Here is a 13857-nt window from a genome sequence, read left to right as displayed (position 1 = left end):
TGTGGGTAACTTTATCGCCTATGGAAAAGTGATCATGAACGCAACCTTCGACTTCACCCACCAGCGCATTCTCGTCACCGGCGCCAGCAGTGGCATCGGCCGCGAAATTGCCCGGCAACTGATCGCCAGCGGCGCCGAGGTCTTTGCGCTTGGCCGCGACGCCGAGGCCCTGTCGCAACTGGGCTGTCACACCCTGTGCCTGGACATCGCCGACAGCACCGCCCTCGACAAGGCCCTGCAAGGCTTGCCGCCCTTGCACGGCCTGGTCAACTGCGCCGGTATCTCGCGCCTGGAGCCTGCCGCCGCCATCAGTGCCGAGGCCTTTGACCAGGTTATGCAGGTCAACGCCCGCGCCGCCGCGCAGGTGGCCAGCCGTGTGGCGGCCAACATGATCCAGGCGCATATCGCCGGCAGCATCGTCAACGTCTCCAGCCAGGCGTCATTGGTGGCGCTGGACGAGCACCTCGGCTACTGCGCCTCCAAGGCCGCGCTGGACGCGATCACCCGCGTGCAGTGCGCCGAATGGGGCCGCTTTGGCATCCGCGTGAACAGCGTCAACCCCACCGTCACCCTCACGCCCATGGCCACCATGGCCTGGTCCGACCCGGCCAAGCGCGATCCGGCGCTGGCGGCGATCCCACTGGGGCGCTTTGCCGAGACCGTGGAAGTGGCGCTGCCGGTGTTGTTTCTGCTCAGCGATGCCGCCAGCATGATCAGCGGCGTGAGCCTGCCGATCGACGGTGGTTACACCAGCCGCTAGCCGTTCTCCAGCTTGCCGGCGATCACCACTTTGTCCCGTGGTTTGTACGGATCTTGCAGGCGATCGAGCAGCAGGCGTACCGCGCTGCTGCCCGCCAGGGACGCATCGTGGGCCACGCAGGCGATCGGCACGCCGAAGATATCGGCGAACGGCAGGCGGTCGATGCCGCAGATGGTCAGGCTGTCATGGGGAATGTTGTGCATGCGCAGGGCGCGCAGGGCGCCCAGGGTGATCAACTGGTTGAAGCCCATGATCGCGTCCGGCGCCGGATGTTCGGCCAGGTAGTCGAGGGTGTGCAGGTAGGAGGGCATCAGCGTGTAGTCGCCGGCTTGCACGTGCACCTGTACCTGTGGATGTTCGGCCAGCACTTCGCGCAGGCCTTTGAGGCGTTCGACGGTGATGCGCGAATGCGCGGGGCCGGTGAGCACCAGCAGGTGCTTGAGGGCGGGGGTTTGGCGCAACAGGTACTGCGCAGCCTGGATGCCGCTGTGGTAGTTGTCGAGCACCACGCGACTGAACGGGCTGTCATGGAGGGTGCGATCGAGCAGCACCACCGGGGTCTTGCCGTTGCGCAGGCGCTCCAGGTAGTCGGGTTGGTAGCTCGGCTCGTCGGAGACCGGTGACAGGATGATCCCCGCCACGCGGTAGCCCAATAACGTATCGACCGCTTTGCTTTCCAGTTCCTCCAACTCATCGGTGTCCACCAGCATGATGGTGTAGCCGTGTTGTTTGGCCTCGCGGGAAATCGCCTTGATCATCTCGCTGTAGAACGGGTTGTCGACTGACGCGGTAATCACGCCGATGATCAGGCTTTCACTGCGTTTGAGCCCGCGTGCAAAGGCGTTCGGCACGTAGTCGAGTTCGCGCGCCACTTCCAGGATGCGTGCCAGGGTGGCGGGTTTGACCAGGTCAGGTTTGCTCAACGCCCGGGACACGGTGATGGTGGTCATGCCGACGCGTTTGGCGATGTCGCTGATGGTGACGGACTTTTTCTTGTTCATCGGTAAGGCTGCCAGAGGACACCCACGCAGGCTAGCATGGGCGGCGACTGACAGTGATTCAAATCAGTGGGTCCCAGCGCTGTGACCAGTCACTTTCGGCCTTGACCACCCCGCGCAGCAATTCCAGCGCCTGCTGCAATACCGCCGAATCCCGTGCCCGCGAGTACACCAGGTACGTCGGGAAACTGAACTCCGGCGCCTTGGGCACGCGCCGCATCACGCCGCTGTCCAGGTAGCTTTGCACCACGCGTGTGCGGAAATAGCCCGCGCCGCCATGTTCGAGGATGTACTGCAACGCCAGTGGCCCCAGGTTGAAACTCACGGCGGCGCGGGCCTTGTCGGGCAGGGCGGCGTCATGCTGCTGACGAAAGCCCTGGCCCCAATCGATGTACACGTAGGGCTCAGGCTTGCTCACCAACTGCACCAGGATCAGTTTTTCTTCCAGCACTTGCTCCACCTGCAACCCCGGCCAGTATTGCGGCTGGAACACCAGTGCGGCATCGAGCACACCCAGTTCCAGTTGGCGCAGCAGGTATTCGCCTTCGCGGATTTCCGTGCGCAGGGCGTGCCCGGGGATGTGTTCGCGCAGGGCCTGGGCCCAGCCGAGCATCAACGGGTTGCACAGGCTCACCTCGCCGCCGATATGCAGCACATTGCGATAGCCATCGGGCAACGGCAAGTCGCGGCGCGCGGCTTCCCAGGTTTGCAGCAATTGGTTGGCGTATACCACAAACGCCTCGCCGTCGGCCGTCAGCCGGGCGCCGGCGCGGTTGCGCACGAACAGCGTACAGCCCAATTGGTTTTCCAGGTTTTTGACGCGTGCGGTAATGGCGGTCTGGGTGACGTGCAGTTTCTCGGCCGCCGCGGCCAGGCTGCCGCAACGGCTGATTTCAAGGAAAGTGCGTGCCAGTTCGATGTCCATGAAGCCCCCTGGGAAGAATGGGCGACAGTGTAAAGGCTAGGAACTGGAATGCAGTCAAAAATGTGGGAGGGGCGGTTATCGGGCTAACAGGGACGGTTCTATTCAGACTTGGCCAGCCGGTACTTGGGCATGAATGTCTGCGCAGTATCGGCAGGTAGCAGCGCCCAGCGAAAATAGTGCATGGCGCCTCGATAGCGATTGTTGTTCATCTCCCCCAGGGTGAAACCGTCCTTGGGTTCTGCCCACAAATCCTGGTCCACCACGAAGTAGCTCTGGCCGGCCTTGACGGGCAAGTCAAACTGACGCGTGGCTTCGTCGGTGAGGATTGAGGTTTTGTTGGAGCTGATGCGGTGCACGCCGGCGGGCAAGTCAACCTTGAAGTAGCCGCCGGTAGGCAGTTCCCCAAGGCTCTTGCCGTCCACATGGACTTCGGTGGTGAACTGCGGGCTCATGAGGCGATACTCGCGCACGAAGTAAACGGTTGCCTTGTCGTTGGCGGTTTGGGCCGGCGCGGTGAAGTAGGGCTGCCCCAGCAGTGGGTCGGTATGCGCGCAGCCTTGCAAGCAGGCCAGCGCCAAGAAAAGACCTATCCGTGTGAGTGTTCTTGGCATTGCATAAAACTCCTGAAAACGTTGGGGGCGCGAGAATAGCACTGAGCCAGGCGTCAGCGCATGCCGAAGGCACGGCGGTTATCCGTCAGACCGGTGCCTGCAAATGTCGGGTTGGAAAAGCGCGCGCATACACCTGGCACACCCTCAACACCTGCTCATCGGCAAACCGCGCCGCCACCACATGCAGCCCCACCGGCAAGCCATTCGCCGCCAAGCCGCACGGCACCGACGCCGCCGGTTGCTGGGTGAGGTTGAAGGGGTAGGTGAACCGCGTCCACTCGGTCCATTCCTGCAGGCCCGAGCCGGGCGGTACGTTGTGCCCGGCCTCGAACGCGGTGATCGGCATCATCGGCGACACCAGCACATCGTAGTGCTGGTGGAACGCCGCCATCTTTGCCACCAACGCGGCGCGAGCTTCGAGGGCCGTGTTGAAATCATCCAGGCTCAACCGCTCGCCACGCTCCGCAATGCGCCGCAGGCCGGGGTCCAACAGCTGTTTTTGGGCGTCGCTCATCGTGCGGGTCAGGCGTGCGGCGCCGGCGGCCCAGAGGGTGCTGAATACCTGCTGTGGGTCGCTGAAACCGGGGTCGATCTGCTCGACATGAGCGCCCAGCTGCGCCAGGCCCTCCACCGCCCGGGCGACGACTTCGGCCACCTGCGGGTCAACGTCGATGTAACCGAAGTTGGGGCTGTACGCGATACGCACACCCTTCAAGTCCGTCGCGTGCGATAACCACGGCGTGCTGCGTGGCGCTCCGATCAAACCATCCCGCGCATCCGGCCGCGCCACGGTTTGCAGCATCAACACACTGTCTTCTACCGTGCGCGTCATCGGGCCCAAGTGCGACAGGATCGTCATGGAGCTGGCCGGCCATTGCGGCACATAGCCGAAGCTCGGCTTGATGCCGAACGTGCCGGTAAACGCGCACGGGATCCGGATCGAGCCGCCGGCATCGCTGCCCTGGTGCAGCACGCCCAGGTTCAGCGCCGCCGCCGCGCCGGCACCGCCGGATGATCCGCCGGCGGTGGTACGCGTGTTCCACGGGTTGCGGGTGATGCCGTACAAGGGGTTGTCGGTAACGCCTTTCCAGCCGAATTCCGGGGTGGTGGTTTTGCCCAGCAGCACCGCGCCGGCCTTGCGCATAAAGGCTGTGAAGGGTGCATCGATGTCCCACGGGCCTGCAGCGCAGGTGGTGCGCGAGCCCTTGCGGGTGGGCATGCCGACAGTCAGCGTCAGGTCTTTGATCGAAGCCGGCACACCGTCCAGCGCACCGCACGGCTCGCCCTTGAACCAGCGCTGCTCCGAGGCGCGTGCGGCGTTCAGCGCGCCTTGCGGGTCCACGTGGCAATAAGCGTTGACCACCGGGTTGTAGCGCTCGATACGCAGCAACGCATCTTCGGTGACCTCCACCGGCGATAAGGTCTTGTTGCGAAAATGCTCCAGCAGTTGCACCGCTGTCAGTTGGCCTATCTCGCTCATGCCAGGTCCCCCTGCGCCGCATTGACCATGGCGCGCAGCAGCACCGCGCAACCGGCCGCCAGGTCATCCGGCGCGGCATTCTCGATTTCGTTATGGCTGATGCCGCCTTCGCAGGGCACAAAGATCATCCCGGCCGGCCCCAACTCGGCGACGAAAATCGCGTCATGCCCGGCGCCGCTGACGATATCCATATGGCTCAAGCCCAACGCCTGGGCGCCGTCACGCACGGCTTTCACGCAAGCCGGGTTGAAATCCAGCGGTGGGAAGTCGGCGGTAGGGGTCAGCTCAACGCTCAGGCCGTGACGCTGGGCGGTGGCGTCGATCACGCCGCGCACTTCATCGACCATCGCTTGCAGTTTGTCGGCGTGCAGGTGGCGCAAGTCGAGGGTCATGTGCACCTGGCCGGGAATCACATTGCGCGAGCCGGGGTGCAGGGCCAGGCAACCAACCGTGCCGCAGGCGTGAGGTTGTTGTTGATGGGCGATGCGGTTGACCGCGCTGACCACCTCGGCGGCGCCGACCAGGGCGTCCTTGCGCAGGTGCATCGGTGTTGGGCCGGCGTGGGCTTCGACACCGGTGAGGGTCAGGTCGAACCACTTCTGGCCCAGGCACCCCATGACCACGCCGATGGTGGTGGCCTGGTCTTCCAGCACCGGGCCCTGCTCGATGTGTGCCTCGAAGTACGCACCGACCGGGTGGCCCAGCACCGCACGTGAACCGGCATAACCGATGCGCTGTAATTCGGCGCCCACCGACAGGCCTTGTTCATCCCGCTTGTCGAGGGTGTCCTGCAAGTCGAACTTCCCGGCAAACACCCCGGAGCCCATCATGCACGGCGGGAAGCGCGAGCCTTCTTCGTTGGTCCACACCACCACTTCAATCGGCGCATCGGTTTCGATCTTCAAATCATTCAGGGTGCGGATCACCTCCAGCCCGGCCATCACGCCGTAGCAACCGTCGAACTTGCCGCCGGTGGGTTGGGTGTCGATATGGCTGCCGGTCATCACCGGCGGCAGGGCCGGGTTACGTCCCGCGCGGCGGGCGAAGATATTGCCGATGGCATCGACGGTGACGCTGCACCCGGCGGCCTCGCACCACTGCACAAACAGGTCACGGGCCTGGCGGTCCAGGTCGGTGAGGGCCAGGCGACACACGCCGCCTTTGACCGTGGCGCCCAGTTGCGCCAGGTCCATCAGCGATTGCCACAGGCGGTCGCGGTTGATCAGCGGGGCATTGCTCTTGAGCGGTTGCGCAAAACTATTCATCTGCAATCTCCGATCAGGCACTCAGGGCCAGGTAGCGGTTCTTGATGGTCGGGTCGGCGCGGAAGGCTTCGGCGCTGCCTTCGTACACCACGCGGCCCTGTTCGAGTACGTAATGGCGGTCGGCGAGTTTGTCGCAGACCATCAGGTTCTGTTCCACCAGCAGCACCGGCAGGCCGTCGTCCTTGACCTTGCGCAGGATCTTCACCAGTTCGTCGACGATCACCGGGGCCAGGCCTTCGGTGGGTTCATCGAGGATCAGCAGCTTGGGATCGTTGAGCAGGGCGCGGGCGATGGCGAGCATCTGCTGCTCGCCGCCGGAGAGGGCGTGGCCGGCGTTTTTGCGGCGCTCCTTGAGGCGCGGGAACATGGCGTACACGTCCTCCAACTGCCAGCGGCTGGTTTTGCGTGCGGCGATGCGCAGGTTTTCCTCTACCGTGAGCAGGCGGAAAATCCCACGGTTCTCCGGCACCAGTGCCAACCCTTGGCGGGCGATTTCAAAGATCTTCCGCCCGACCAGCGCCTGGCCGTTGAAGTGAATCTGGCCCTGGCGCGGGCAAATGATGCCGAGGATGCTGCGCAGGGTGGTGGTCTTGCCGGCACCGTTGCGCCCCAGCAGGGTCACCAGTTCGCCGGGGTTGACCGTCAGCGACACGCCTTCGAGCACATGGCTCTTGTCGTAGTAGGAATGGATATTCTCGACGATCAGCATCAGGCAGCCTCCCCCCAGATACGCCGTGCGTACGCGCTCATCGGCGCGCACGAATTGCAGGGTGCCTTCGACCAGGATCTGGCCGTGGCTCATCACGGTGATGCGTTGGCTGATGGACATGACGATGCTCATGTTGTGTTCGATCAACAGCACCGTGTGGTCGCGGCCGAGGTCGCTGATCAACTGGGTCATGATGGGGATGTCATCGATGCCCATGCCCGAGGTCGGCTCGTCGAGCATCAGCAGTTTGGGCTTGGAGCAGATCGACATGCCCACCTCCAGCACCCGTTGCTGGCCGTGGGACAACTCGCCGGCCAGGGTGTCGGCGCGGGCGCTGAGTTGCAGGCGTTCGAGTACCTGGTCGGCCATCTCCAGGTGTTCGCGTTTGCTATCGACCCGGCGCCAGAAGTTCAGGGCGCGGGCGCCGTCGCGGCCCTGGGCGGCCAGGCGCAGGTTTTCGCGCACGCTGAGGTTCTGGAACAGGCTGGTGAGCTGGAACGAACGCGCCATGCCCAGGCCGACACGGGCGTGGGCCGGCTTGCGCATCAGGTTGTTGCCGTCGAAATGAATCGCCCCGGCGGTGGCCTGGCGTTCGCCGGTCAGGCAATGGAACAGGCTGGTCTTGCCGGCGCCGTTAGGGCCGATGATGGTGTGGATGGTGCCGGCCTCGACCTTGAGGTTGACGCCGTTCACCGCATGGAACGCGCCGTAGGCCAGTTCCAGGTTTCTGGTTTCCAAAAGGATGCTCATAGCACGTGCTCCTTGTTCACCACACTAGCCTTGCGGCTGCGGCGCACCTTGTCGAACAGTGAGGCCAGGCCGCCCCACAAACCGCCGCGCATGAAGATCACCACCAGGATCAAAATCACCCCCAGCAGCATCAGCCAGCGCGGCCACAGGTCGGAGAGGAAATCCCCCAGCAATACGATGGAGCCGGCGCCCAGCAACGAGCCGAACAACGAACCGGTGCCGCCGACGATGGTCATGATCAAAATGTTCTCGGACATCGCCAGGTCGATGTTCGACAACGGCACGAAGTGCAGCAGCATGGCGTATAACGCACCGGCGATACCGGTGACGGCGCCCGACAACACAAACACCAGGATCTTGAAGTGGCGCGTGTCGTAGCCGATGGCCGAGGCGCGGGTTTCGTTTTCGCGGATTGCCATCAGCGTGCTGCCGAACGGCGAGGCGATGACGCGGCGCGCGCCGATGAAGATCAGCAGGAACAGCACCGCGACAAAACCATAGAAGGCACGGGCGTCGGCCAGCGACAGCAGCACGGTGTCACCGATGCGGACCTGCGGGCGCGGCACGCTGAGCAGACCGTTGTCGCCGCCGGTCCAGTCGCTCAAGGTGTAGGCGACGAAGTAAGCCATCTGGCTGAACGCCAAGGTGAGCATCACAAAGTAAATGCCGGTACGTCGGATCGCCAACGCACCCACCAGCAACGCCAGGAAACCACCGGCGACAGCGGCACCGAGCAACGCGGTGAACAGGCCCCATTGCAGGTGGATCATCAGCAGCGCCGCGCAATACGCACCGGCGCCAAAGAAAATGCCTTGGCCGAACGACAACAGCCCGGTGTAGCCCAGCAGCAGGTTGCAGGCCAGGGCCGCCATGGCGAAGATCAGGATCTCGCTGGCCAGGGTTGCCGAAGGCAGGATCAACGGCAGGCCGATCAGCACCGCCAGCACCCACAGCAACATGGCTTTGGACTGGGTCTTGGCAAACGGCAGGGGTTTTCTCGCTCATGTCAGGCTCTCCCGAACAGGCCATAAGGGCGTACCAGAATCACCACGGCCATCGCGCCGTAGATCATCAGGCTCGCGCCCTGGGGCCAGAGTGTGGTCATCAGGCTCTGCACCACGCCGACCAGCAAACCGCCGACCAGCGCACCGCTGAACGAGCCCATGCCGCCGATCACCACCACCACGAAGGCGATGCCGAGAATTTCCGGGCCCACGAATGGCTGCGCGCCGCGCAAGGGCGCGAACAGCACCCCGGCTACCCCGGCCAGGGCCACGCCGAGGGCGAAGGTCATGGAGAACAGACGCAAGATATTGGTGCCCAGCAGCGACACGGTTTCGGTGCTCTCACTGCCGGCACGCACCAGGGCGCCGAAGCGCGTGCGTTCCAGCAACAGCCACAGGCCCAGGCCCACCAGCCCGGAAAACACAATGAGGAACAGGCGGTAGTAGGGGTAGACGAAATCGCCCACCACCAGTACGCCGCGCAGCAGTTCCGGCACCGCCACGCTTTTGCCCACCGGGCCCCAGATCATCACGCTGGCTTCCTGGATGATCAGCGCAATGCCCAAGGTCACCAGGATCTGGAACATGTGCGGCAAGTGGTAAATGCGCTGGATCAGCAAGCGTTCAATCACCCAGGCCAGGGCGGCCACCACCAGCGGCGCGATCAGCAGCGCCAGCCAAAAGTTGCCGGTGAGGCTCACGGCGGTGTAGCAGATGTAGGCGCCCAACAGAAAGAACGCGCCGTGGGCGAAGTTGACGAAGTTGAGCAGGCCGAAAATGATCGTCAGCCCGACTGCGATCAGGAAGTAGATCATCCCCAACCCCAGGCCGTTGAGTATCTGGAACAGGTAAAGATTAAGCATGCAGAAACCCTCGAACAGGCGGCTTGGGGCCGCCTTGTCGTGTTTAACCGTTCAGGATCAGGCGAGCGTGCAGCCCGTGGCGTCTACCGGTGGGAACGATTGGCCGGCGCTGAGCACCTTGGCCAGGTCGTCCTTGTCGGCCATATCAGCCGTGGCTTTGCCGATCAGCAGGTAGTAGTCCTTGATCACCTGGTGGTCGCCTGCGCGGATCGACTCCTTGCCGGTCGGGCCCTCGAAGCTCAGGCCCTGCATGGCCTTGGCCACGGTCGGCCCGTCGAAGCTGCCGGTGGCGATGATGCTGTCCAGCATGACCTTGGTGCTGATGTAGTCGGCGGCCAGCGGGTAGGTGGGGTTGATGCCGTATTTGGCTTTCGTCAGCTTGACCAGCTCGCGGTTGAGCGGGGTGTCGACCTGGTGCCAGTACTGCGCGCCGAGGTACACGCCTTCGAGTACATCGCTGCCCAGTTCCTGGAATTGGTCAAGCCCGGCGGACCACACCAGCAGCACTTTCATGCGCTCCTTGATGCCGAAATTCACCGCCTGGCGCAGGGTGTTGGACGACTGGCTGCCAAAGTTGAGCAGCACCAGCACGTCGGGCCTGGTTGAGATGGCGTTGGTCAGGTAGCCGGAAAATTCCTGTTCCTGCAATGAGTGGTAGCTGTTGCCGACGTGCTCCAGGCCGTGCTCTTTGAGCACCGTCTTTGCGCCTTCGAGCAGCGCTTCGCCGAACACATATTGCGGGGTGATGGTGTACCAGCGCTTGGCGTCGGGCAGCAGTTTGATCAGCGGCACCATGGTTTGGCGGATCGCGCCGTAGGTGGGCACCGACCAGCGGAACGTCGCCTTGTTGCGAGTCCTTGCCGGTGACTTCATCGGCGCCCACCGGGGTCATGAACACGCCACCCACCTTGTCGACTTCCTTGGCCACCGCAAGGGCTGATGACGACAGGGTGCAGCCCTGGAAGAACTGCGCGCCATCCTGCTGGATGGCCTCTTGCACCTTACGCACGGCCTTGCCGGCATTGCCTTCGGTGTCGATGACTTTGTAGTTGAGCGGGCGCCCGAGAATCTCGGGATGCTGTTCCACCGCCAGGCGCGACCCCATGTCGGCAAACTTGCCATAGCTGGCAAAAGCGCCGGACATGGACTTGAGGCCGTAAAAGGTAAAGGGCTCGGCGGCGAATGCCGAACGCACGCTCAGCGGGAGGCTGAGGGCGGCTGCGGCGGTAAGACTGGCTTTCAATAACGTACGACGCTGCATGGGGTGACTCCCTGGTTTAGTTATTGGCAGGAGCGGCAAGGGCGATACGGTGAAGCTGGGGCCTGTGGGCAGGCGTTTTTTATTGGGGTAACGCGGTGTATTCAGTGGTTGTGATCGAACTCCAGCAGAAAGTGCGGGCTGACCTGGCCTTCCAGCGCGGTCATATGGTGTTCGGCATCGCACATGTGTTCATGCATCAGGCTGCGCACCGCGCTTTCATCCCCGGAGCGAAAGGCGATCAGCAGCTGTTTGTGATAGTCCAGGTTGGCCGCGTCGAACTGTTTGCGCTTGGGTTTGTAGGCTTTTTTCAGCACCACGAGGTCGCGCAACAGGTCATTGAGAAACTGCGCCATAAAGCTCAGCAACGGGTTGGGGCAGGCCTTGGCCAGCAGGTTGTGAAACTCCAGTTCCGCCAGGCGCTGTTCGCGCTGGCCGGCCTCGCTGTCTTCCGGGTCGCTGCAAAAATCCACGTTGTCCTGCAAGGCCTGGAAGTCGTTTTCACTCAAACGCCCGAGCACGGAGACCGCCAGCTCCACCTCGATCACCTTGCGCAGTTGGTACACCTGCTCGCCGTCCAGATGCTGGAAGTGCAGGTAGTTGCGCAAGGCGCGGCTGGCGGGTTCGGTGCCGGCCTGGTTCAGGTACGCGCCGCCGCTGAGGCCAGTGCGTGTACTCACCAAACCTTCCACTTCCAGGGCCTTGAGCGCCTCGCGGGCCGAGCCTTTGGAGCACTGGAAACTTTCCATCAGCTCGCGCTCGGTGGGCAGGCGGTCGCCGGGTTTCAAGGCATCGGTGACGATGGAGCGCTTGACCGACTCGACAATCACATCGGAGAGCTTCTGGCGTTTGCGTCGCAGCGGTCGGCTTAGCATGGGTTCGATTTATCGTATTAATGCGGATAAATAGCACTTAATAACGATTGGCACGGAGCGTCAACGCAGCGCGTCGTTTTCGGGGCAAGGAGGTCGTAAACGGCGTGCTGTCACCCGTCATCTGAACCCACACAGCGGGTCGACGGTGGCGGCTGTTTGCCATACGCCAGAAAGGCCCCGCCCATTGGGTCACGCAACGGTTGGCGCCGGGTTTGGCGGGTTCCTTGAGGTGCAGTTGTTGCACTTGAGGCGCGTCCGTCATGCCGCGTTCGCCGTTGACCAGCACCATGCGCGCGACGCGTTCGGGAAACAGCGCCGCGTAGCGGTTGCCCAGGCGCGTGGCGGCGGCGTTACCCAGGAAGTGCAGTTGTGCGTCGCCCAGTTGGGTGCGTACGAATTCCAAGTCGCGTGCGGCTTGTTCGACATCCTCATCGCGGCCCAGGTCGCGCGTGCCCAGCTCAATCACGTCGTAGCGGTTGAGCAATGTGCGATAGGCGCTGGCCGCGGAAGCTCCCCACTGGCTGGCCAGTTGAATGGCGAAGGTGCCGCCGCTGTTGGGGGGTGGCGGGTCGCCGGACTGGGCGAATACCACACCCTCGCGGTTCAACGGCTCGCGGGCACCGACCCGGGTCAGGTAAAGGTTCAGGTGGCCTTGCCTGGGAGCGGCATGGTTACGCGGTACGCTCACGATGCCGCACTGGGTGCGCGCCAGTACCTCGGGGTCCAGACGCTGCGCGATGGGGAGGGGGCAGTCCAGCAGCCAGTCGATGGCGGTGGGCCTGATCAGCGGCTCGGCATGGCCAGCGCCTGCGGCCAGCCAGAGACAGCCCCAGGCGAGGTGCTTTGCGACAGTCATCGGGAGGTCCTGGGCAGCCGTGTTAGGGCGGCATGTACCAGCGACCCCGGTCTAAAGAATGTAGGGTGAGAAGACAGCTTGTGTAGGATTTTGGATTTTTTATCAGTGTTCGCTTTGCCAGCCACTCCCCAATGCCTTGTACAACCCGATGCTGGCTTGCAGGCGCGACAGACGCAATTGCACATGGGCGTCCTGGGCGGCGTACAGGGTGCGTTGGGTTTCCAGTACCGTCAGCAGGTCTTCGGCACCCGCCTGGTAGCGGCTTTCGGCGATCTGGAAGGCGGTCTGCGCCTGTTGCAGTTCTTCTGCCTGCCATTCGCGCTGCTGGTTCAGGCGCGTGATGCTGCTGAGGGATTTTTCCACATCGGCAAACCCATTGATGATTGCGCCGCGATAGGTTTGCAACAGTTCATCCTGGCGCGCACGGGCCTTGTCGCGCTCGGCGCTTAAACGACCGTTGTTGAAGATCGGCCCCACCAGGCCGGCGGTCAGGGTGTAGTAAGGGCTGCGCAGGATGTCCAGGGCTTTGTAGGCGTCGGAGCCAAAGGTCGCGCCGAGGGTCACGGTCGGCAGCATGGCGGCGCGGGCCACCGTGACGTTGGCTTGCGCCGCCGAGAGTTCCGCTTCGGCCTTGGCGATATCCGGTCGGCGGCTGAGCAGTTGGCTGGGCAGGCCGGCGCCGATGGTCGGCCAGGTCAGGGCCTGGAAAGGTTCGGTGCCCAGGTCCAGGGCTTGCACCGGTTGGCCGAGGAGGGCGGCGAGGGTGATCCGGGATTCTTCGGCCAGTTGGGCAAGCAATGGCAACTGGCGCTGTTGGCTGGCCACCAGGCTTTTCTGCTGGGCCAATTCCAGGGCGGTGGCGGAACCTGCGTCATAGCGGGTTTGCACCAGCTTGAGCACATTGCGCGCATTGGCCAGGTTCAACTCGGCGATCTGCTGGCGCTGGCGGGTGGCCAGGGTTTGTGCGTAGCGGTCGGCCACGTTGCTGACCAGGGTCAGCTCCACGGTGGCGCGGTCGAATTCGCTGGCGCGCAGGCTGTGCAGGGCGCTGTCGCGGGCGGCGGCGCGGCCGCCCCAGAAGTCCACTTCGTAACTGGCGGCAAGGTTGACGCCGAAGCCGTCGACCGTGCGTTCGCTGGGCGAGGCATCCAGGTTCGGGCCGCCGGGCCCGCGCATCAGTTTCTGGTGGCTGGTGCTCAGGTCGAACTTCACCTCGGGTAACAGCGGCGCCCCGGCGATCACCGCCGTGGCCTGGGCCTGGCGCACGCGAGCCATGGCCGCGGCCACGTCAACGCTGTCATGCCGGGCCTGGAACGACCAGGCGGTTGAGTTGCGGGCTGCCGAACTGCGCCCACCATTGTGGGTGGGCGGTCTGGGCGGCTTCGCCCCCGACGTATTGCCAGGCCGCCGGCGGCGTGATTTCGCTGTCGACGGCCGCAGGGTTGCCGGCGCAGGCGCCGAGCAACAGGCACAGGCTGAGCACGCACGGGTGAGCGGGGATGG

General features: G+C 63.8%; 10 protein-coding genes and 4 pseudogenes. 1 reads left to right on the top strand and 13 read right to left on the bottom strand.

What is annotated here, in order from left to right; all coding sequences use genetic code 11:
• Window positions 1-34 precede the first annotated feature (34 nt).
• Window positions 35-760, top strand: coding sequence for an SDR family oxidoreductase (locus tag AB4O25_RS08680; protein WP_065877585.1), 726 nt, complete (start codon window positions 35-37; stop codon window positions 758-760).
• Here AB4O25_RS08680 and AB4O25_RS08675 read toward each other — a convergent pair.
• The 13 genes and pseudogenes from AB4O25_RS08675 to AB4O25_RS08615 form a co-directional block, all read right to left on the bottom strand.
• On the bottom strand, window positions 757-1761 hold the full coding sequence (locus tag AB4O25_RS08675; protein ID WP_065877583.1) for a LacI family DNA-binding transcriptional regulator: 1005 nt from the start codon (window positions 1759-1761) through the stop codon (window positions 757-759). The genes AB4O25_RS08680 and AB4O25_RS08675 overlap by 4 nt on opposite strands.
• 58 nt (window positions 1762-1819) lie before the next feature.
• On the bottom strand, window positions 1820-2683 hold the full coding sequence (locus tag AB4O25_RS08670; protein ID WP_017527008.1) for a LysR family transcriptional regulator: 864 nt from the start codon (window positions 2681-2683) through the stop codon (window positions 1820-1822).
• A 98-nt stretch (window positions 2684-2781) separates the two neighbouring features.
• On the bottom strand, window positions 2782-3261 hold the full coding sequence (locus AB4O25_RS08665) for a DUF2846 domain-containing protein (protein ID WP_017527009.1): 480 nt from the start codon (window positions 3259-3261) through the stop codon (window positions 2782-2784).
• 118 nt (window positions 3262-3379) lie between these two features.
• A complete protein-coding gene (locus tag AB4O25_RS08660) occupies window positions 3380-4774 on the bottom strand; it encodes an amidase (RefSeq protein ID WP_135196107.1) in 1395 nt (464 codons plus the stop codon).
• Window positions 4771-6039, bottom strand: coding sequence for a Zn-dependent hydrolase (locus tag AB4O25_RS08655; protein ID WP_017527011.1), 1269 nt, complete (start codon window positions 6037-6039; stop codon window positions 4771-4773). The genes AB4O25_RS08660 and AB4O25_RS08655 overlap by 4 nt, the downstream gene beginning before the upstream one ends.
• A 13-nt stretch (window positions 6040-6052) precedes the next feature.
• Window positions 6053-6748 carry an ABC transporter ATP-binding protein gene (locus AB4O25_RS08650; protein WP_017527012.1) on the bottom strand — a complete coding sequence of 232 codons (696 nt, stop codon included), beginning with the start codon at window positions 6746-6748 and terminating at the stop codon, window positions 6053-6055.
• Between the two features lie 12 nt (window positions 6749-6760).
• Window positions 6761-7498: pseudogene (locus AB4O25_RS08645) on the bottom strand (ABC transporter ATP-binding protein); the annotation flags it as partial.
• Window positions 7495-8457 carry a branched-chain amino acid ABC transporter permease gene (locus AB4O25_RS08640; protein ID WP_460150761.1) on the bottom strand — a complete coding sequence of 321 codons (963 nt, stop codon included), beginning with the start codon at window positions 8455-8457 and terminating at the stop codon, window positions 7495-7497. The pseudogene AB4O25_RS08645 and the gene AB4O25_RS08640, both read right to left, overlap by 4 nt.
• Window positions 8458-8504: 47 nt before the next feature.
• Window positions 8505-9365: a branched-chain amino acid ABC transporter permease gene (locus tag AB4O25_RS08635; RefSeq protein WP_017527015.1), complete on the bottom strand. Its 861-nt coding sequence runs from the start codon at window positions 9363-9365 to the stop codon at window positions 8505-8507.
• 57 nt (window positions 9366-9422) lie between these two features.
• Window positions 9423-10626: pseudogene (locus AB4O25_RS08630) on the bottom strand (ABC transporter substrate-binding protein).
• 101 nt (window positions 10627-10727) lie between these two features.
• Window positions 10728-11498 (bottom strand): FadR/GntR family transcriptional regulator, encoded by a 771-nt coding sequence (locus AB4O25_RS08625; protein ID WP_460150760.1) that lies wholly within the window; start codon window positions 11496-11498, stop codon window positions 10728-10730.
• 110 nt (window positions 11499-11608) lie between these two features.
• A pseudogene (locus tag AB4O25_RS08620) lies at window positions 11609-12354 on the bottom strand (alpha/beta fold hydrolase).
• Between the two features lie 102 nt (window positions 12355-12456).
• A pseudogene (locus AB4O25_RS08615) lies at window positions 12457-13855 on the bottom strand (efflux transporter outer membrane subunit).
• Between the last annotated feature and the right edge of the window lie 2 nt (window positions 13856-13857).

This window comes from Pseudomonas sp. S3_A03 (genome assembly GCF_054668275.1).
This window is presented reverse-complemented; position numbering and strand designations above follow the sequence as displayed.